This window comes from Lachnospira pectinoschiza (genome assembly GCF_020564355.1).
Lineage (GTDB): Bacteria > Bacillota > Clostridia > Lachnospirales > Lachnospiraceae > Lachnospira > Lachnospira intestinalis.
The window spans coordinates 28,607-49,043 of sequence record NZ_JAJCRR010000005.1; the positions used below are offsets into that span (position 1 = coordinate 28,607).

At 41.9% G+C, this 20,437-nt stretch carries 13 protein-coding genes; 8 read left to right on the forward strand and 5 right to left on the reverse strand.

From position 1 onward, the window contains the following. Positions 1-30 precede the first annotated feature (30 nt). The 4 genes from LI288_RS10825 (at position 31) to LI288_RS10840 (ending at position 6,397) form a co-directional block, all read left to right on the forward strand. Entirely contained in the window at positions 31-900 is an 870-nt protein-coding gene (locus LI288_RS10825) for a YwmB family TATA-box binding protein (RefSeq protein ID WP_227090403.1), read from the forward strand. Positions 901-1,002: 102 nt separating this feature from the next. Continuing rightward, positions 1,003-2,148: a class I SAM-dependent methyltransferase gene (locus tag LI288_RS10830; RefSeq protein WP_227090404.1), complete on the forward strand. Its 1,146-nt coding sequence runs from the start codon at positions 1,003-1,005 to the stop codon at positions 2,146-2,148. 31 nt (positions 2,149-2,179) lie between these two features. Next, entirely contained in the window at positions 2,180-4,177 is a 1,998-nt protein-coding gene (locus LI288_RS10835) for a hypothetical protein (protein ID WP_227090405.1), read from the forward strand. A gap of 12 nt (positions 4,178-4,189) precedes the next feature. Continuing rightward, positions 4,190-6,397: a transglycosylase domain-containing protein gene (locus LI288_RS10840; protein WP_227090406.1), complete on the forward strand. Its 2,208-nt coding sequence runs from the start codon at positions 4,190-4,192 to the stop codon at positions 6,395-6,397. Positions 6,398-6,584: 187 nt separating this feature from the next. Here LI288_RS10840 and LI288_RS10845 read toward each other — a convergent pair whose 3' ends face one another. The 4 genes from LI288_RS10845 to murC all read right to left on the reverse strand — a co-directional run bounded on the left by LI288_RS10845 (position 6,585) and on the right by murC (position 11,671). Next, complete coding sequence (locus LI288_RS10845; RefSeq protein ID WP_227090407.1) at positions 6,585-7,769, reverse strand: ribose-phosphate pyrophosphokinase; 1,185 nt, start codon at positions 7,767-7,769, stop codon at positions 6,585-6,587. 92 nt (positions 7,770-7,861) lie between these two features. Next, positions 7,862-8,854, reverse strand: a complete 993-nt coding sequence (locus tag LI288_RS10850) for an ATP-binding protein (RefSeq protein WP_227090408.1) — start codon at positions 8,852-8,854, stop codon at positions 7,862-7,864. A 13-nt stretch (positions 8,855-8,867) separates the two neighbouring features. Next, the gene (locus LI288_RS10855; protein WP_227090409.1) at positions 8,868-10,025 is read right to left on the reverse strand and encodes a DnaD domain protein; all 1,158 of its coding nucleotides are present in this window, start codon (positions 10,023-10,025) and stop codon (positions 8,868-8,870) included. A gap of 263 nt (positions 10,026-10,288) precedes the next feature. Further along, positions 10,289-11,671, reverse strand: coding sequence for a UDP-N-acetylmuramate--L-alanine ligase (gene murC, locus LI288_RS10860; RefSeq protein WP_227090410.1), 1,383 nt, complete (start codon positions 11,669-11,671; stop codon positions 10,289-10,291). Between the two features lie 495 nt (positions 11,672-12,166). On the opposite strand from murC, the gene LI288_RS10865 reads away from it, so the two are divergent. Genes LI288_RS10865 through spoVG form a run of 3 tightly spaced genes read left to right on the forward strand, consistent with a single transcriptional unit; the run spans position 12,167 to position 14,882 of the window. Next, the gene (locus tag LI288_RS10865) at positions 12,167-13,441 is read left to right on the forward strand and encodes a glucose-1-phosphate adenylyltransferase (protein ID WP_022431598.1); all 1,275 of its coding nucleotides are present in this window, start codon (positions 12,167-12,169) and stop codon (positions 13,439-13,441) included. Further along, entirely contained in the window at positions 13,438-14,553 is a 1,116-nt protein-coding gene (glgD, locus tag LI288_RS10870) for a glucose-1-phosphate adenylyltransferase subunit GlgD (RefSeq protein ID WP_022431599.1), read from the forward strand. Before LI288_RS10865 ends, glgD begins: the two co-directional genes overlap by 4 nt. A 59-nt stretch (positions 14,554-14,612) precedes the next feature. Next, positions 14,613-14,882: a septation regulator SpoVG gene (gene spoVG / locus LI288_RS10875; protein ID WP_022431600.1), complete on the forward strand. Its 270-nt coding sequence runs from the start codon at positions 14,613-14,615 to the stop codon at positions 14,880-14,882. Positions 14,883-15,016: 134 nt separating this feature from the next. On the opposite strand, the gene LI288_RS10880 is transcribed toward spoVG, so the two are convergent. Continuing rightward, positions 15,017-15,856: a helix-turn-helix transcriptional regulator gene (locus LI288_RS10880; protein ID WP_227090411.1), complete on the reverse strand. Its 840-nt coding sequence runs from the start codon at positions 15,854-15,856 to the stop codon at positions 15,017-15,019. A gap of 293 nt (positions 15,857-16,149) precedes the next feature. Here LI288_RS10880 and LI288_RS10885 point away from each other — a divergent pair, with 293 nt between their 5' ends. Next, on the forward strand, positions 16,150-20,313 hold the full coding sequence (locus LI288_RS10885) for a right-handed parallel beta-helix repeat-containing protein (RefSeq protein WP_227090412.1): 4,164 nt from the start codon (positions 16,150-16,152) through the stop codon (positions 20,311-20,313). Positions 20,314-20,437: the final 124 nt, after the last annotated feature.

Consider the following 20,437-nt stretch of genomic DNA (forward strand, 5'->3'; position numbering starts at 1 on the left):
TAAGAATACCATAAGTTGGGAGGTTTATTTATGTTCAGGGATTGTTGGGATTATATCTGTTATAAAATACAGGATACGATTTTAAAAAACGGACAGAAACAAAACAGGAAGAAACAAGAAAATATAAATAGGACAACACACAGAAAGGCGGGATTTTTGCTGCAAAAGACCGCGGTTGTTATTGCGGGAATTTTGTGGCTGATAGCGGCGGCGAGAGTATTTTGGAATATGCCGCAGACGGGTGTGCAGGAAAATGTTTTAAGTGCGTTTGGCAGTGCATCCTACAAGGAAGTGTGCGCAGATATTTCTGCATATGGCAAATATGGCAGTATGGAGCTTACGGATACGGCAAAAGAGATTATCCTGGAAAAGGCGGCAGAAAAAATAGGGATTAACCGGTATACGATAGAACAGACAAGCCGGGACAATGTGGAAACAATGCAGCTTTCCCAAAACGGTGAAAACGGCAGTGTTCTTTGCAGATTTATAACGATTCATCAGGAAAATGTGGAGTACGAGCAGTACCTTTACATCGGTGTGACATTAAAAAATACGGTAGATGCTTCTTTTACATATGAGAAGCTCATTCGTCAGATAATGGAAGAAATGCAGATTGATACGGAAGTCAATGTCAATTTAAAGGGACAGATTCACGGGGCGCTTACCGATACGCAGAAAGAGCAGTTTGCACAGGATATGCTTGATATGATGAATGCAAAGCTAAGTGTCGGCCGTCATATGGAAGATGTGTATACTGTATACGCATATAACAAAGGAATTAAAAATTATATTATGATAGGAAAAGACAAGGTGAATGTCAATATCTGCATCGGATATGACGAAGAAAAAAATGAAACCACGGTGTATCTTGCGACACCGATGAATATGCAGGATTACTAAACGGCAGACTATGAAAATCTGTATTTAGGCTTGTAGTTTTTTGGTAAACAGATTAAAATAAAACTATTCATCAATATTTGAAAGTAAAAGAGGAACAAATCAGTGACGATAGAAGAATTACTTGAACAGTGCATCCAGAAGAATCTGATTGATCTGACAATCAGCGGATTAAAAAAGAAAAACGAAGAACTTCCGGTAAAGATAAAGGTACGTCCGGTTGCCATGAAAGATAAAATAGAATATCAGGTTTCAGAGTTTATCGGAAGGAAAGTATTTCATAAGAATTATAAAAAAGACGAATTGAAAAAGAAGATTATAGACTGGATGCAGGAGGACTACAAGCAGGCACAGTTTACCATGACCGATGCAACGGCACAGATTTTGTCCGGGAAGCACAGCCAGACCGTGAAATACAAAAAATGTAAGGAAGTCCGGGTGCAGAGGGATTTGTCGCACAACCGTACCAAGCGTTACATTCTGCCGGAAGGAACGCCGGTTGGATTTCTGATTGATCTGGGTGTTATGACCAAAGAGGGTAAAATTGTACGGCAGAAGTATGATAAATACCGTCAGATTAACCGCTTTCTGGAATTTGTCGAAGACATTCTGCCGCAGTTAAGCAAAGAACGGGAGCAGACGATTATTGATTTTGGCTGTGGAAAGTCCTATCTGACCTTTGCCATGTACTATTATTTAAAGGAACTGAAAGGCTATGATATCCGTATTATCGGGCTGGATTTAAAGGAAGATGTCATTGCACACTGTAATGAGTTAAAGGACAAATACGGCTACGGAAAGCTGTCATTTCTTGTCGGGGATATTGCATCCTATACCGATGTTGATGCGGTTGATATGGTGGTGACACTGCATGCGTGTGATACGGCAACGGACTATGCGCTGGCTAAAGCCGTGCAGTGGGGCGCAAAAGTCATTTTATCCGTACCGTGCTGCCAGCATGAAGCCAACAGAATGATGGAAAATGAACTGTTACAGCCGGTGTTGCAGTATGGTATCTTAAAAGAACGCATGGCGGCAATTATGACGGATGCCGTACGGGCAAATCTTCTGACAGCAAAAGGGTATGACACACAGATACTGGAATTTATTGATATGGAACATACACCGAAAAATCTGCTGATTCGTGCGGTTTATACCGGAAAAGACAGTGAAAATGCAGCAGAAGCATTGAAAAATATGGAGGAAGCACTCCATTTGAATCTGACCTTAAATAAACTGCTGGGCGAATAGGCCGCAGATGGATAATGGAAAGGATTAAGTTATGGACAACAGGGAAAATGCTACATATAAATATATTATATTGGCAGTCGCATTTATGGTAACTGTCGTGGTTACATTTATATCCATGAATTATGAGACGTCAGCCATATCGACAATGACAATGACACAGGCAACGCTTCCGGTCGTTATGATGCAGACCGAAGAAGGCCAGTTGTATAACCGGTTATACGGTTATACACAGAAAGTCGATGCTTCAATGATGGGAGAAACACTGACACCGCTGCCGACAGATAAGAAATTGTCCGTTGTAGTGGATTTGTATGGACAGGAATTAGAGGGTGTTTCGTACAAGGTAAGAGATTTAAGCGATTTATCGCTGATTGAAAATACAAAAGTAGAAGATTATACGCAGGACGAAAGCCGTGCAGATGTTGTGCTTAATATTAAGAATCTGATTGATAACAATAAAGAATATCTGTTAGAGGTTACGATATCGACAAAAAAGCAGGAAGAAATTTATTATTACACGCGGATTATCAGCGGTACGGATTTTCAGGTGCAGGATAAATTGAATTATGTGCTGGAACTCAACAGCTATGCGTATGACCAGACACAGTTGAAAAATCTGACACAGTATCTGGAAACGACATCTTCCGGAGATAATTCCAATTTCGGAAAGGTCAATATTCACAGTAAGCAGTCCCAGGTTGGCTGGGGTGAATTAGGACCGTTTATTGAAAGTGACAGAATTCCTTCAATTACACAGATTGGTCAGGAAACGGCAGAAATTACAATAGATTATATGGTGGGTGCAGAAAATGATAATAATTCCTATGATACATATCGTGTAAAAGATTACTATAAAATACGCCAGTCCGGCAGTAAATTGTATCTGCTCGATTATGAGCGTGAGGCAGGGCAGTATTTTGACGGTCAGAATGATTTTCTGTCATCCTCTAAAATTAATCTGGGTATACAGCCGGATACGGATGTGATGGCGCAGGCAAGTGATAATGGGCAGTATACGGCATTTGTCAGCCGGAATACACTCTGGGAACTGGATTCGGACAATTCAGAATTAACAAAGGTCTTTTCATTTGATGCAGAGGATTCGGACAATATCCGGGAACGCGGCAGCCAGCATGAAATCCGCATTATGAGCGTATCGGACGAAGGCAGCCTTTATTTTCTGATCTGCGGCTACATGAGCCGTGGTGCGCACGAAGGGGAAATTGGCATTTCGCTGTGTTCGTATAATTATGGGGAAAATGTGGTGCAGGAAGAACTGTATCTGCCGGTAGATGTTTCCTATGAGAGTATGGAAGAACGCATTGGCGGCATTGCTTATGTGAATGACAACAACTTGTTTTATATTTTAATTGACGATACATTGTATGCCATTAATTTAATCAGCCGTGAAGTTATGACAGAAGTTTCAGGGCTGGCACAGGGAACGTATGCCGTTTCTAAAGGCAGAAATATGATTGCATACAGCGAAAATCATTCGCAATATGATACGGACAGTATCCGCATTTTCAATATGCAGGATGGCACGGATTATACCATTCGTGCAGATGCGGGTGAAAAGCTCAAGGTGCTGGGCTACATTAATTCAGATTTTATTTATGGCATTGCTGATGCAGAGGACATTGTATCCGAAGGCGACGGCAATACTTTTTTCCCGATGTATCAGGTGAATATTATGGCATCGGATTATACGATGCAGAAAGAATATAATGAGCCGGGCATTTATGTGTCGAATGCGATTGTCGATAAGCTGCGTGTGAATCTGTACCGTGTTGTGAAAAATGCAGACGGCAGTTTTTCAGAAACAACGATGGATCAGCTGATTAACCGGGAAGAAAACAGCACCAGTGACGGTCTGGTTATTGATACCATTTCAACGACCAACCGAAAGACCGAGGTGATTCTTGTGTTAAAAAAAGCGATTTCTAATGTGAATAATATCACGGTGCGTTACTCAGATAAGATGATTTTTAAGAAGGATGAAACATCGGATTTATTAATGAAACACTAATGAGAGGTTTGCATGAAAAAGTTTAAGAAAATCATACGGGCAGTTTTGGTGCTTGCGGTGCTTGCGGGACTCATTTATCTGATTCCAAAAGTGATTACGGTTGTGCGTTTAAAACGTGCGGCGGATTCTTATGTAGCGGCAAGCTCGGTCAGTACCTTTAAAGATTCAAAGACAACGATTATCTATGATACGAATGACCAGGAACTCTGTACAATGAAGAATACAAAGGATATGTATTATGTGTCGTATCAGGAGATTCCGGTGACACTGGTCAATTCCTTTGTCGTCATGGAAGACCGCCAGTTTTATAAACATTCCGGTTATGATATCAAGGCAATTCTGCGTGCCATTGTGATTAATCAGAAAAGCAATGATATTGCGCAGGGGGCAAGTACCATTACCCAGCAGCTTGCAAGAAATATTTTCCTGTCGCAGGAAGTGACATGGCAGCGTAAGGTTGAGGAGATTTTTATTGCGGTCGGTCTGGAAAAGAAGTACAGTAAGAATCAGATTCTGGAATTTTACCTGAACAATATTTATTTCGGAAACGGATATTATGGCGTGGAAGCTGCGGCAAGAGGATATTTTGACAAATCCGTGTCAGAGCTTACGCTTGCGGAACAGACTTTTATCGCGGCGATTCCCAACAATCCGACACGCTATAATCCGCTGACAAATTATGACAATACCGTTCAGCGTAAAAACCTCATTTTACAGCAGCTTTACGAGGCGGATGATATTGGTTCGCTCGACCGCTATATGGCTGAAACAGAAGAGGTTGTCTTAAATCCGCATCAGACAGAGGAGATTAACAATTCGGTTGTAACGTATGCAAGGCACTGTGCAACCGAATCGCTGATGAGTGTATCGGGCTTTACCTTCCGTTATAATTTCAGTTCGGAAGACGATTATAATGCATATGAAGCTACGTATGATACATTTTACAATATGTGTCAGCAGAAGCTTTTAAGCGGTGGCTACAGCATTTACACCTCCATTGATATGAATATACAAAATCAGTTACAGCAGGCAGTAGATAACAATCTGGCGGCATATACGGAAAAGTCTTCGGAAGGTGTATACAGTATGCAGGGAGCGGCAACGTGTGTGGATAACAGCACCGGAAATGTGGTGGCGATTGTCGGTTCGCGCAGTCAGGAAGACATCAAGGGCTATGTTTTAAATCGTGCGTATCAGAGTTACCGCCAGCCGGGCAGTTGTATTAAGCCGTTAAATGTCTACACACCGTATTTGCAGCTTGGCAATACGCCGGATACGAAGGTTACCGATTCGCAGATTGACGGCGGTCCTGCCAATGCCGATGCAAGCTATGCCGGAGAGATGACGTTGACAGATGCCGTAAAATGGTCTAAAAATACGGTTGCATGGAACATTTATCAGCAGATTACGCCAAAGACGGGAAGTTCCTTTTTAATAAAAATGGGATTTCATAAAATCTGGGTGGATAAAGATTACAATGCCGGTGCATTAGGCGGTTTTACGTATGGTGTGACAACGGAAGAAATGGCAGGCGGATATGCAGCACTTGCCAATGACGGTGTATACAGAAAAGCAACCTGTATCCGTCTTATTGTAGATGCTTCCAATAAAACGGTTGTCAATGAAACGAACCGTGACAGCAAGGTTTATGATAAAAGTGCATCGCGCATGATGACACAGATGTTAAGGGAAGTTGTATTAAGCGGTACGGGAACATCAGCAAATGTGGAAAATGCAGTTGTTGCCGGAAAAACGGGAACGACAAATGCCAGCAAAGATGTATGGTTCTGCGGATACAGCAAGTATTACACCACAACGGTATGGGCAGGATACGATTATCCAAAAGAAATGTCCGGTGTCAACAGCCGTGTCAATGCAATCTTTAAAGATTTTATGACGGCGGTGCATACCAATCTGCCTGTAACAGATTTCAGTACGGTTACACAGCAGACAACACAACCGGAGACGACAGCGGCAGTACAGGAGGAAACGGAATCCTTACCGCAGGAAACTACAGCAATTGTGCCGGAAACGACAGGTATTGAACAGGTAACACCGCAGCAGGTTCCGTCCACGACAGCACAGGTGCCAACAACAACACCGTATCAGCGATGGACGACAGCACCGGCACAGCCAAAGACAACGGCACCGATGCAGTATGGCGATATTGACGCCACGACAAGAACCGATCCCGATGCAACGGCACGCGGAGAGTGGTAAATGTGAACAAGCCATAAATCAAAGCTTGTTCACATAACACTTTTTGCCGACAGCGGCACAAAGTCGTCCGTTGATGCGGGTAGATGAGAAATCGAACAAGCCATAAATTAAAGGGATAGGAAAATGTGAATCAACATTTTCCTATCCCTTTTTGCCGGGCAGCGCCCAAAGCCTGCATACATTAATATTACTTGCTGTAATGTGTTTCGTTGTATTCCTTAACACGCTGCTGGATTCTTTCAACAGGGCTTAATAAGTTGCTGATAGAAGAATCGTGGTTTAACGTATCAATTAATAAAGCAATGTATTTGCTCATATCTACATTGATATACCAAGGCTTAGAAAGCAGTTCTTCCGGCTGGTATACAAGGTTCGTTGTAAGAACACGGTCGATAACGCCGTTTTCATAAGCTTCATCAAATTTCTTAAATCCATTTGTGAACAGACCAAAGGTTGTCGCACAGAAGACTCTCTTTGCTTTTCTTCTCTTTAATTCAGCAGCAACATCAATCATGCTTTCGCCGGAAGAAATCATATCGTCGATGATGACAACATCTTTTCCTTCTACGTTAGAGCCTAAGAACTCATGGGCAACAATTGGGTTACGTCCGTTGACAATCTTTGTATAGTCACGTCTTTTATAGAACATACCCATATCCAGACCGAGGACGTTTGCAAAGTAAACAGCACGTCCCATACCGCCTTCATCCGGGCTGATAACCATCATATGGTCGCTGTCGATGTGTAAATCGTCAACACCCAGTAAAAGATATTTAATAAACTGATACGTAGCAGAAACGGATTCAAATCCCTTTAACGGAATTGCGTTCTGTACACGCGGGTCATGTGCATCAAATGTAATGATGTTATCCACACCCATATCTGTGAGTTCCTTTAATGCAAGTGCGCAGTCTAAGGATTCACGTCCTGAACGTTTATGCTGTCTGCTTTCATACAGGAATGGCATAATAACGGTAATTCTGCGTGCTTTACCACCGGCAGCAGCGATAACACGCTTTAAATCTGCATAGTGGTCATCCGGTGACATATGGTTCTTATAACCGCATAAAGAATATTCAAGGCTGTAATTACATACGTCAACCATGATATATAAATCATATCCACGTACGGAATCGTTTAAAACACCCTTTCCTTCACCGGAACCAAAACGAGGGGTGCTTGCACTTACGATATAAGAATCTCTTTTATATCCGCTGAAAGCGAGTGTAGATTCATCTTCGTGGTCGCGCTGTTCTCTCCAGTCAACAAGATAATTATTTACCTTTTTGCCTAATTCTGAGCAGCTGGCTAAAGGAACGATACCTAAGGTACCATATGGAATAGTTTGTGTGTGACGTTCGTCTCGTGGCATAATTAAAATCCTCCATTAGTATAATACGATACAAATTTGTATTTAACACAATATAAAATATAATCATTCTTTGCCGATAAGTCAATGATTTCCTAAGGTTTTTGCCCTGTTTTTTTCAAAAGACGGATATCGGCACCCGCAAGCTTTAACAGCTTATAAGCACTGGTAAGGCGCGAAAAAATTCGCTCCGAATACATGTTGCGGATATCTGAGAGCGAAAGGTTGGTTGAGATAACCACGCTTTTTCTTCTGAGAATCCGTTCATTGATACAGTAAAACAGGCGGGAACTGGTGTAGCTGTTGGCAAATTCCGTGCCGAGGTCATCAATAATGAGCAGATCACAGTCTAAAATGTAGCTGCTGTCAATTGCCGTATCGGATGTATCCGGCTTGTTAAAATCCTGCTGTTCAAAGCATTGGAACAATTCCACGGCAGTCAGGTAAATGACACTGTGCGAAGAATCAAGCAGTTCCTTTGCAATGCAGTTGGTTAAAAAAGTCTTTCCAACACCGGTATCGCCAAAAAGCAGCAGATTATCATAGGTGGTGTCAAATTCATCCACAAAGCGGTGGCATATGGACACAATATTCTGCATATTATTATAGGGTGTCAGTCCAATGGACGGAATCGGCGTTTTTTTATCATACCATTCATAGGAAAAGGTATCAAAATTTTCCGTCGTGATGATATTTTTTAAATTAGAATCGTGATACACCAGCTCAATGGCTTTTTTGGTGAAGCAGGCACATTTATGCTGACCGATATAGCCGGTATCCTTGCATTTTGGACAGGTATAGACAGGCTCTAAATAGTCTGCAGGTCTGCCAAGAGCAGCAAGACAGGCGGCTTTACGGTCTGCAAGTTCTGAAAGCTTTTTCCGGTAGGCGGTCTTGTAATCCGGATTTTTTAACATTTCTGCCGCCGCCTGCATGGAAAGCCCGATAATATCGTCTTCGATTTGGGCAATTTCAGGACATGCGGCAGTCACCTGCGCATACCGTTCATTCTGGATATGCCGGTTTTCGGTGCGGATCGCATCGTAAATCCGCATAATTGCATCATGTTGGGAATTGGTAAGTGCCATAACCTTGTCCTTTCTAGCTGTTATTGCTGATTAAAGCGCTCTCTAAGCTGTCAATGTCGGTATCACGCTGGTGAAAATTGTGAAAACGGTTGTTATTCGTGCCGGGAGCAGAAGCTGCATTGGATGCTTTTTTCTGATTGCGCAGCAGTTCATATTCAGCATCTGATTTGCGGATATCTTCGGGTGTTTTTACATTTGCCTTATTCCATTTGGTAAGGATAGAGTCTGCGTATTCAAAACTCGGCTGATGCGTTGCCTTTAAAGTGCGGTTGCAGGCTTCAATAATCATATCGGCATCAAAGCAGTACGTGTCCGTCCATTTGGTGATAAACTCCCGTTCCCGCTGTCCGGGGTCGCGGCTTCCGATGCCAAAGGCATTCATCACGGAGTAAATGGTCATATTGTGGTTTGCTGTTTCAAGCTTTGCCTGTTTGACGGAAGTAATTCCGGCTTCTGCCCAGCTGGCAGCAATTTTTTCAATATAGCGCATACTCTTATGACCCTTTTGTACACAGTAGCCGACCAGATATTCAATCAGGTCTGCGGGCAGTTTTAAGGTGTCGTAAAAATAGGCAATCCGCTGAAGTGCAGAAGAACCAAGAGGTTCGCCCATGTATTCTTCTACGGCGAATAAAAGCATGGCAAAATTTTCATCGCCAAGTTTAAATTCGCTGATGCGGGTCATGGAATAGGATTCCGGACCGGCGGTTTCTTTTGCGGCTGCCGTTTCCATCAGAGGAGCCACAGCGGATGTCATAGTGTGAGGTGCAGAAGCTGACACGGCAGTATTGACAGTCGGACTGTTTACGATGGCATTTGGCATGACAGAATTGTCTGCATAGCGGGGGTCAGCCCCCCTGGAAGCGGACGAAGCGGATAAATCCGTAAAGGAGATGCCTGTCAGCATGCCGTCCGGGCTGAAATTTAAGCGCAGGGCATTCATTTTATCCCAGTAGCGCAGCCCGCGCAGGATGTCGGCTTCCGTCTGGTTGAATAAATCTGCCATTTCAGACACAGATAAAGAAATGTGACCGGCAGACACACAACGCAGAAGATACAAATATATTTTTACAAATTCACCATTTGCCTGTGGCATTAAGGTGTCAATAAAATAATTGGAAACGGCGGTGTTATCCGCACGGTTTTCCATATGTAATGTAATTGTATTCATACAAAAAACTTCCTTATCAATTCAGTTTCTTCATTATAACACACACCAAAACAAAATCAACAGGTGGAAAACACAGGGTTATCCACTGGGGATATTGTGGATAATGTGGATAACTTGTAAAAGAAAAATGAAATGCGTGTAAAAAGCGGAATTGTGGACAAGTCCTTATAAACAGGAAATCCACACACAGAATCAACAAAAATGTGATTAAGTATGTGGATAATGTGGATAACTATGTTGAAAACCAAACTATTTTACTGAAATTATTGAGAAATCAAGGCTTCCCCGATTTGATAGACATTTCCGGCACCCATAGTTATCAACAAATCGCCGTTGATACAATTTTTTGATAAAAATTTCTCAATTTCTTCAAAAGAGCCAAAATAAAAACACTCTTTGCCCAGTTTTTCGATTTCGTGTTTTAAATCAAGAGAGCTGATGCCCAGTGTATCCGTTTCTCTTGCAGCATAAATATCGGCAAGAACAACCTTATCTGCGTGGGAAAGCGCTTCTGCAAATTCCGTGAGCAGAATTTTGGTACGCGAATACGTATGCGGCTGGAATACACACCAGACGGTTTTGTGCGGATAATGGGCAGCCGAAGCAAGCGTTGCCTTAATCTCATCCGGGTGGTGGGCATAGTCGTCAATGACTGTGACACCGTTAAATTCGCCTTTCTTTTCAAAGCGGCGTTCTGTACCGTGAAAACCTGAAAGACCGGTGGCAATCACTTCAAGTGAAAGTCCCAGCTTTTTTGCGGCGGCAATGGCGGCAAGAGAATTGTATACATTATGCACGCCGGGAACAGAAAGATGAATCTGGCCGGAAGGTGTTCCTTCTATTAAAAGAGTGTACGTGCAGCAGCCCATTTCATCAAAAGCAATATCTGCAGCGCTGTACATGCTCTTAGCCGGGTCAGAACCGACAGTAATGACTTCACAGGAAGTGTCCTGATAGAAGTATTCGTAATTGTCAATATCGGTATTGATAATTAAAGTACCGTCTGCCGGAAGCTTTTCCGTAAACAGCTTAAAGGAATAACGGATATCGTCAATATCCTTAAAGAAATCGAGGTGGTCTTCCTTGACATTTAAAATAATGTTCATGGTCGGGTGGAAGGATAAGAAGCTGTTGGTATATTCACAGGCTTCCGTTACAAAAATACCGGACTGTCCGACACGGATATTACCGCCGATACTGTCTAAAATGCCGCCGACAGAAATGGTCGGGTCACAGTTACCTGCCATTAAAATCTCCGTCAGCATGGAAGTTGTCGTTGTTTTTCCGTGTGTACCGGCGATATTGACAGCAGTTTTGTAGTTGGTCATAATCTGTCCGAGCAGTTCGGCACGGGTAATCGTAGGAATACCCGCAGCTCTTGCTGCCGAAAGTTCAGGATTGGTGTCCCTGATGGCAGCTGTGTAGACTACTAAGTCAATGTCACTGGTAATATTGTCAGCCGTCTGGCTGTATACAATATGACAGCCTGCGGCAGTAAGTTCTTTCGTGAGTGCAGATTCAGCAGCATCTGAGCCGGATACGGTAAAATTCTTATCCCGCAGTATATGTGCAAGACCGCTCATGCTGATTCCTCCAATACCGATAAAATGTACATGAATAGGATTATTAAAATTAATATGATACATGGTTGAATCCTTTCTTATTAGATATAGCAGATGAAAAACATCATACAATCATATTATAAACGTATTGCGGAAAAATTCAAACTTTATTTTCACCGGCGCTGACATAATATTTACGGTACAGATGTCATATGGATTGCTCCGTGCTGCGCACTCTCACAATCCTGCCCAGTATTCGCATATCGTGAAGCATTCGCTTCACTTTTATGCGAATACTGGGCGGGTCATGAATCCTTACAGCCGCGCTTGCGCGAGCGCATCGCGGTGATAAGGATTATGACCTTGACATCTTAAATTATATCGGAAAAATAGGTATTATTTGAAAATATCCGCATAAAATGTAAATTGTATTGCGTATGTGTTATATACAAGTGTAATTGTTTTATTAAAGGATAAAAATATTTAGAATTTTACAAAATTCTTTTTACTTAATGAGTCACATATGATATAATTGTTTTATCAAAACAGGTTTATTATTATAACATCAGAGGTGATAGCATGATTAAAAAAGAGATGATTGCCATGTTATTGGCAGGGGGACAAGGCAGCAGACTGGGAGTGCTGACTGCAAAGGTAGCGAAGCCTGCGGTATCTTTTGGTGGAAAGTATAGGATTATCGATTTTCCATTGAGTAACTGCATTAATTCAGGCATTGATACGGTAGGTGTGCTGACACAGTATCAGCCGTTAAGACTGAACTCGCATATCGGTATTGGTATTCCGTGGGATTTGGACAGAAATGTCGGTGGTGTAACTGTACTTCCGCCGTATGAAAAGAGTTCAAACAGTGAGTGGTATACAGGAACAGCCAATGCCATTTATCAGAATCTGGAGTATATGGAACAGTATAATCCCGATTATGTTTTGATTTTGTCAGGAGATCATATTTATAAGATGGACTACAAAATCATGCTGGATTATCATAAGGCGAACAATGCGGATATTACGATTGCCGCAATGCCGGTTCCGATGGAAGAAGCGAGCCGTTTTGGTATCGTGGTAACAGATGAAGATAACCGCATTACAGAATTTGAGGAAAAACCGGCGCAGCCAAAGAGCAATCTAGCGTCAATGGGTATTTACATATTCAGCTGGAAGGTATTAAAGGAAGCTTTAATCAAGCTGAAAGACCAGAATGAATGTGACTTTGGCAAGCATGTTATTCCGTACTGCTTCGAGAACAATAAACGCATTTTTGCGTATGAGTACAACGGATACTGGAAAGATGTCGGAACACTCAGTTCTTATTGGGAAGCAAATATGGAATTGATTGATATTATCCCGGTGTTTAACCTGTATGAAGAATTTTGGAAGATTTATACCCGCACGGATACGATTCCGCCGCAGTATATCGGGGAAAATGCTTACATAGAAAAGAGTATTATCGGTGATGGAACGGAAATTTACGGAAAGGTTTATAATTCCGTTATCGGTGCCGGCGTCGTCATAGAAGAAGGCACGGTGGTACGTGATTCAATTATTATGAACAATTCTGTTATCGGAAAAGACAGTATTGTTACAAAGTCGATTATTGCAGAAGATGTTCAGATTGGCAGCCATGTTGAACTTGGGGCAGGCGAAGAAGCAGAGAATGTATTTAAACCCCAAATTTATAATTCAGGCCTTGTTACAGTCGGTGAATGTTCCGTTATCCCGGACAATGTAACAGTAGGTAAGAATACAGCTATTTCCGGCGAGACGACCATTGATGATTATCAGGAAGGGCAGCTTGCAAGCGGAGGCATCATAATTAAGGCAGGTGATAATGTATGAAAGCAATAGGAATTATTCTGGCCGGTGGCAATAACAAACTGATGAAAGATTTATCAAAAAAGAGGGCAATCGCGGCAATGCCGGTTGCGGGAAGCTACAGGGCAATTGATTTTGCATTAAGTAATATGTCCAATTCCCGTATTAATAAAGTGGCTGTTATTACACAGTACAATGCCCGTTCTTTAAATGAGCATTTAAGTTCATCAAAGTGGTGGGATTTCGGCAGAAAGCAGGGCGGACTGTTCGTATTTACACCGACAATTACAGCAGACAGCAGCTACTGGTACCGCGGCACGGCAGATTCTTTATATCAGAATCTGAATTACTTAAAGACAAGCCATGAGCCGTATGTTGTTATCGCATCCGGTGACGGTATTTATAAGATGGATTATAATAAAGTGCTGGAGTACCATATCGAAAAGAAAGCGGATATTACGATGGTTGTCAAGAAAATGACAGACCGTTCGGAGATTAACCGTTTCGGACTGGTAACGATGACAGAGGAAGGACGGATTACCGATATCGATGAGAAACCGCTGGAAACCAATCTTTCCACTGTTTCAACAGGAATCTATGTAATCCGCAGAAGACTGCTGATTGAACTGATTGAAAAGGCAGCTTCAGAAGACCGTCATGATTTTGTAAGGGATATTCTGATACGTTATAAGAATATTAAAAAGATTTACGGATATAAGCTGGAAAGCTATTGGAGCAATATCTCATCCGTAAGGTCTTACTATAAAACGAATATGGACTTTTTAAAGAAAGATGTCCGTGATTATTTCTTTAAGCAGTATCCGGATATTTATTCAAAGGTAGAAGATTTACCGCCGGCAAAGTACAACTGTGGTGCACAGGTCAGCAACAGCCTTGTATCAAGCGGCTGCATTGTCAACGGTACAATTGAAAATTCGATTTTGTTTAAAAAGATTTATATCGGAAATAACAGTGTGGTAAAGAATTGCATTATTTTAAATAATGCATATATTGGAGATAACTCTTATCTGGAGAACTGCATTGTGGAAAGCGGAAGTACCATTAAAGCCAATACCAATTACAAGGGTGAGGGTGAACCGCTGATTCTTGATGAAAACAGTCCGATTTATTACTAAAAAACTGCAACGACACAAAAAGATTATGGCTGCAACAGGGGGCAGCAGAAGGGGCGCTTATGAATATTACAGACGTACGTGTTAGAAAAATCAGCAAAGAAGGAAAGATGAAGGCAGTTGTATCGGTTACAATAGATGATGAATTTGTTGTACACGATATTAAGGTTATCGAAGGCGATAAGGGGTTATTTATTGCGATGCCAAGCAGAAGGTCGTCAGACGGTGAGTACAGGGATGTAGCCCACCCAATCAACACCTCGACAAGAGAACGGTTACAGGCGGTGATTCTGGAAGCCTATGAAAAGGCAGAAGAATCGCCAGAGGAATAACAGGCAATAAAATTGTAAAGTAAAATAAAAAGGCTGCACAGAAAGAGTAGTGTCTGCAATGCGGCAATGGACATATCCATTGGATTGCAGGTTATGGCTTGTATCTGTGCAGTTTTTATTTCTTGTATTCTGTATCACCGGTCAACAATATTCCCTTTCAGTTTCCGGAATGTCGATGGGGACACGCCATTTACTTTCTTAAAGGCGTCGCCGTAGTAGTTGCTGTTATCATAGCCGCATTCAAAGGCGATTTCCGTAATGCTCATGCCGGTTTCCAGAAGCAGTTTTTCAGAATGATTAATCCGCACATTATTTAAGTATTCTTTAAACCCCAGACCGTTTGCAGACTTGAATTTTTTGGAAAAGTACGAAGGATTTAAGTGCAGCAGTTCTGCCATGTCATCCAGTGTAATATTATTTTTAAAGTGTTCGTTAATGTAGTCTACGGCAATCTGGAGTGCTTCATCGGTGGCACGTGTGTTGTTGTTGACAATCAGAATTGAAGCATCATTAATATATCGTAAAATACGCACGACCAAGGTCTGAAAATACATTTTTAACATGCAGTTTGAAAAAATATCAGACGACTGGTGTTCGGCAAGAATCAGACTCAGCATAGCATTGATATCGCTGCGGCAGTCCTCCGGCAGATAAAAGATTTTGGAAAACAGGTGGCTTTGCAGCCATACTGTGCCGAATTCTGCAACCAGCTCGCTTAAATAACTCTGTGTAAATTCAATCGATACACATTCATGCAGGGCAGCATCTGAGTAAGAAGTGCGGTGCAGCGTATCTGCGGGAATAAATGTAATATTGCCGGGCGTCAGGTGGTAGACATTGTTTTTGATAAATAAATCGCAACCGCCGCTGATCAGGTAAAACATTTCATAATAAGAATGTGCATGCGCAGAGTGCATATGGTAAGACGCCTGATGGGTCTTTTTGGAAATTTCAAATCGTGATGTTACAGCCATAGAAATCCTCGTTTCTGAACAATTTTATAAAATTTTGTTCGGATGTTTTTTGAATATAAAATGGTAAAAATGCACAAAAAATCATAATATATTTGCGTAATATTAACATATACTATATTTTACACCTAAAATAATCAGTAAACAAGAGCAAAAATCACTATTTTTTTGTAGAAAAGGTGGGATGTTTGTGATAGATTAGAGTCATTGGAGAGATTTAACAAAAATGTAACACGAATTTTACATTTTTGATTAAAAATTGACAATAGGGCTAATTTCACGAGAGGAGAGTAATTATGAAGACTAAAAAGTCAAAAAGAGTAATGGCGGTCGTAATGGCGGTTTTACTCACAGTAGGTATTATGCCTATGGACTGGGCTGTAACAAAGGCAGCAGCAAGTACAGTCCACTCTTTTGATGCAACAGCGCAGGCTTCAGTTGGGGATGACAAAGCCGTGATTGCAGAGGGAACAACATTTAATGACGGGTACTTTAAAATCGTAGGAAAAGTGACCCAGAGAACCAACAGTGACGGAAGCATAAAGGCTTACGAACTGGCATCTAAGGCGGCAGGTGCCGTGCAGTTTACAACGGAAAGCACTTCTTCCGTAGTAGTAGGATTAAGCAGTACGGGCGGTTCTAATGAATCCGCAGTGGCACTGATTAATACAGCGGACAATAGTGTGGTTGCAGAAGATGCAGGAACAGCTGTTGTAGCAGGAACAAAAAAGACAGAGTTAAAGTATACAGCATTACCGGCAGGTACCTATCAGGTTGTATCACCGGAAGATGCAGAACGTAACAGAGGCGCAAGATTCTTAGACATTACTGTTGAGGAAGAAGAAGCTGCAGCAGTTACAACAACTTATGCATTCGCAGTTGCAGACCTTTCACCGGCAGCTTACAGCGTAACAGCCGATAAGACAGCAATTGCTGAAGGAACAGTCTTTGCTTCTGATTATGTAAAGACTGTCGGAACAGCAACATTCAGAACAAAGAGTTCTTCCGATTTCAGTGCATTAAAGGCAATTGAACTTGGTTCAAAGGCATCCGGTGCATTACAGTTTACTGTAACAGGTACTGCTTCAGTATCTTTTGAAGCAAGCAGTACAGGCGGTTCGAATGAATCGGCAATTGCACTTGTAAATACAGCAGACAACAGTACGGTTGCAGAAGATGCAGGAACAACTATTGTTAAGGGAACAAACGCAACAAAGCTTACATACAGCAGCTTACCGGCAGGTATTTATCAGATTGTATCACCGGAAGATGCAGAACGTAACAGAGGTGCCAGAGTATTAAGTTTTACGGCAGAGCAGACAGCAAGCGGCGAAAGACCGGCAAGAAAAGCATGGGAAGACGTAGCAGCACCGGCAATTGGTGAGATTACGGCAGCAGACGGTAAAATTACAGTTCCGTTTACAATGGTAATCGGCTATGACGGTGCAGACAGTGTATCCGTTGATATGAAGAATGCAGCAGGAACGGTTGTAGCCACAGAAAATTATGCAAAAGATGCAGCAGAAGGTGTAGTTACATTTACACCGGCTGCAAGCGGTGATTATACATTTACAATTACAGCAGCAAGAAAAGATGAAGCAGACAAGACAGGAACAGATAAGGAATTTAAGGGCTTTGAACTTCCTCTTGCTAAGCCGTCTTTCCAGAGTGCAACAAGCCAGGGCGGTGGTAAGGTTTCACTCGTATGGGACGAAGTGACAGAAGCTTCTTCTTATGAAGTATCATACAGCGAAAACGGAACAGACTTTACACAGCCTGTATCTGTAACAGGAACAGAATATGTCGTTTCAGGACTGACAGTCGGCAAGGAATATACTTTCAAGCTGACAGCAGTCAGAGTATTACCGGCAGCCGTTTCAGAAGCTGCAACGATTACAGCAAAAGCAACTGCAGAAGCACAGCAGGTATGGGCTTTTTCAGCATTCGGTCAGGGCGTCAGCTCAGATGAAAAGAATGCAGGCTATGAAGGCAGTGCGAATGACGGAAAGGTAACACTTTGGAATTTAAACAGCAAGGGTAAGATTGTACCGGCTTCTACAGACGGTTTATCCTTCTACTATACAGCCATTCCTTCTAATATGAACTTTACATTGTCAGCAACCGTAACAGTTGATGAATGGACATTGACAAACGGTCAGGAAGGCTTTGGTTTAATGGCGGCCGACAGAGTTGGTAAGAACGGTGATTCTTCTGTATTCTGGAACAACTCCTATATGGCATCTGTCACAAAGGTTGAATACTATGTAAACGCAGATGGCAGCATGGCATTAGACACGATTAAGCAGGGTGGCACAACAGCACCGGAGGGTTCTGTAAAGGCAACAATGAAGTTAGGTATCGGCTCACAGGAAAAGACAGGTGTTACAAAGGCAAACCTTTCTAAGCTTGAAGCAAACGATACAGCAACCGTAAACAATGAATTCAGTTCAAAGATGACAACACTGGAAAGCTCCGGTGTAACGGGAAATCTGATTGGCAATGCAACAAAGGATGTTACAGGAACTGTTGAGAATCCGCTGGCAACCTTTAAGATGTCTATTCAGAAAAATAACACAGGTTATTTCGTAAGCTATACCAACGAAGCAGGCGAAACTGTGACAAAGAAATACTATGATACAAAGGCATTGGAACAGTTAGATGAAGACAATGTATATGTTGGTTTCTTTGCTTCAAGAACAGCAAAGATTACCGTAACAGACATTAACTTAACAACGATTTCACCTGAAAATGATGTGGCAAAAGAAGAACAGCCGGTTACAACTGTAGCACCTTCATATAAAGTAACATCTGCTTCTGTATCCAATTCAGAAAGCTACAAGTTATCTTATGTAGCCAATGCAGACGGTCACGTTGTTGTTACTGCAGCAGACGGAACGGTCATTGCAGATGAAGATGTAACAGCCGGTCAGAAATATGTATGGGAAACGACATTAACATTAGGTGAGAATACATTTACAGTAACGATGACACCGGTGGAAGGTTACAGACCAAGTGAATTTGAAGTATTGGATTCTTATGAAGCTTCAACATTTACTTATAAGGTAACATACAACAAGTTTGATGGTGACGTGATTTATGTCGGACCGGATGCGGCATCAGACGGTGTCGGTACAAAGGAAAATCCGATTGACATTTACACAGCAGTAAAATATGTTTCACCGGGACAAAAGATTGTACTCCTTTCAGGTACATACAACTTAGAATCAACAGTTACGGTACAGCCGGGTATCGACGGTACGGAAAGCCAGCCAATCATTATGGCAGCAGAGTCTTCTACAGACAGACCGGTATTTGATTTCGGCAAGAACTGTGAAGGTATGGTATTAGCTGGTGATCACTGGTATTATCAGGGATTTGATGTAACAAATTCAGCAAATGCAAAGGATGGTATCAGACTTTGCGGAAGCAGCTGTACAGTAGATAACGTACGGACTTATCACAACGGTAACACCGGTTTACAGATCAGCCGTTTTACATCAACAGATACTAAAGAAGAATGGCCAAGCAACAACTTAGTATTAAATTGTACATCATACGGCAATGCCGATGAGGGTTATGAAGATGCAGACGGATTTGCAGCAAAGCTGACAATCGGTGAAGGCAATGTATTTGACGGATGTATCGCATACAACAATGCAGATGACGGATGGGATTTATTTGCAAAGGTAGAAACAGGCTCAATCGGTGCTGTAACAATCCAGAACTGTGTAGCTTATGGCAACGGTTATCTGGAAGACGGTACTGATGCCGGTAACGGTAACGGATTTAAGATGGGTGGTTCAAGCATGTCAGGATACCACAAGTTAATCAATTCCGTAGCATTTGATAACAAGGCAAAGGGTATTGATTCTAACAGCTGTCCGGATATTCAGGTAACCAATTCTACATCATACAATAATGGCGGTTCAAACGTAGCCATGTATACAAATGATGCAGCAAATACCGATTTTATGGCAACAGGTGTTCTTTCATGGAGAACACAGAAGACAAGTGTGAATGAAACATTTAAGTTCAAGGGTACACAGGATGCTTCTAAGGTATATCAGTCAAGCAACTATTTCTGGAACTGCACGGAAGCAGGAACAAATAATAGTACAACAGCCGTAACGGCAGACTGGTTTGTATCTACAGACACAAAGATGAATTATGACACACACGTATATGCAGCGATTCCGGTTACAAGAAACAGTGACAATACAATCAATATGAACGGCTTACTGGTACTTACAGCCAATGCAAAGGCTGGCGCTGTTGTAGGCGGTCAGGCTTCTGCAAAGATTGATTTGAGCGGTAAGATGACAGGTGGTCTGTTATTCCAGAAGACAACAGGCAGTGAATCTGTAGAAACAGGTGATATGGCAAATATGATGCTTTATATCCTCTTACTGCTTGGTGCAGCAGGTGTATATGCAGCTTCTAAGAAAAGAAAGCACGCATAAGCATGATGCCGGATTCAGACGAATATAAACGAATATAAAAGTCAAGGAACCCCTTTATTGAGGTGACTTAATAAGGGGGTTCTTTTCTTAAAGAAAATATATATTTTGACAATTAAATTAATTG

Excerpts from the sequence above, each read along its gene's own strand:
- LI288_RS10845 (WP_227090407.1), bottom strand. The coding sequence starts at position 7,769 with ATGCCACGAGACGAACGTCACACACAAACTATTCCATATGGTACCTTA.
- LI288_RS10865 (WP_022431598.1), top strand. The coding sequence starts at position 12,167 with ATGATTAAAAAAGAGATGATTGCCATGTTATTGGCAGGGGGACAAGGC.
- LI288_RS10835 (WP_227090405.1), top strand. The coding sequence starts at position 2,180 with ATGGACAACAGGGAAAATGCTACATATAAATATATTATATTGGCAGTC.
- glgD (WP_022431599.1), top strand. The coding sequence starts at position 13,438 with ATGAAAGCAATAGGAATTATTCTGGCCGGTGGCAATAACAAACTGATG.
- LI288_RS10855 (WP_227090409.1), bottom strand. The coding sequence starts at position 10,025 with ATGAATACAATTACATTACATATGGAAAACCGTGCGGATAACACCGCC.
- spoVG (WP_022431600.1), top strand. The coding sequence starts at position 14,613 with ATGAATATTACAGACGTACGTGTTAGAAAAATCAGCAAAGAAGGAAAG.
- LI288_RS10885 (WP_227090412.1), top strand. The coding sequence starts at position 16,150 with ATGAAGACTAAAAAGTCAAAAAGAGTAATGGCGGTCGTAATGGCGGTT.
- LI288_RS10840 (WP_227090406.1), top strand. The coding sequence starts at position 4,190 with ATGAAAAAGTTTAAGAAAATCATACGGGCAGTTTTGGTGCTTGCGGTG.
- murC (WP_227090410.1), bottom strand. The coding sequence starts at position 11,671 with ATGTATCATATTAATTTTAATAATCCTATTCATGTACATTTTATCGGT.
- LI288_RS10825 (WP_227090403.1), top strand. The coding sequence starts at position 31 with ATGTTCAGGGATTGTTGGGATTATATCTGTTATAAAATACAGGATACG.
- LI288_RS10880 (WP_227090411.1), bottom strand. The coding sequence starts at position 15,856 with ATGGCTGTAACATCACGATTTGAAATTTCCAAAAAGACCCATCAGGCG.
- LI288_RS10850 (WP_227090408.1), bottom strand. The coding sequence starts at position 8,854 with ATGGCACTTACCAATTCCCAACATGATGCAATTATGCGGATTTACGAT.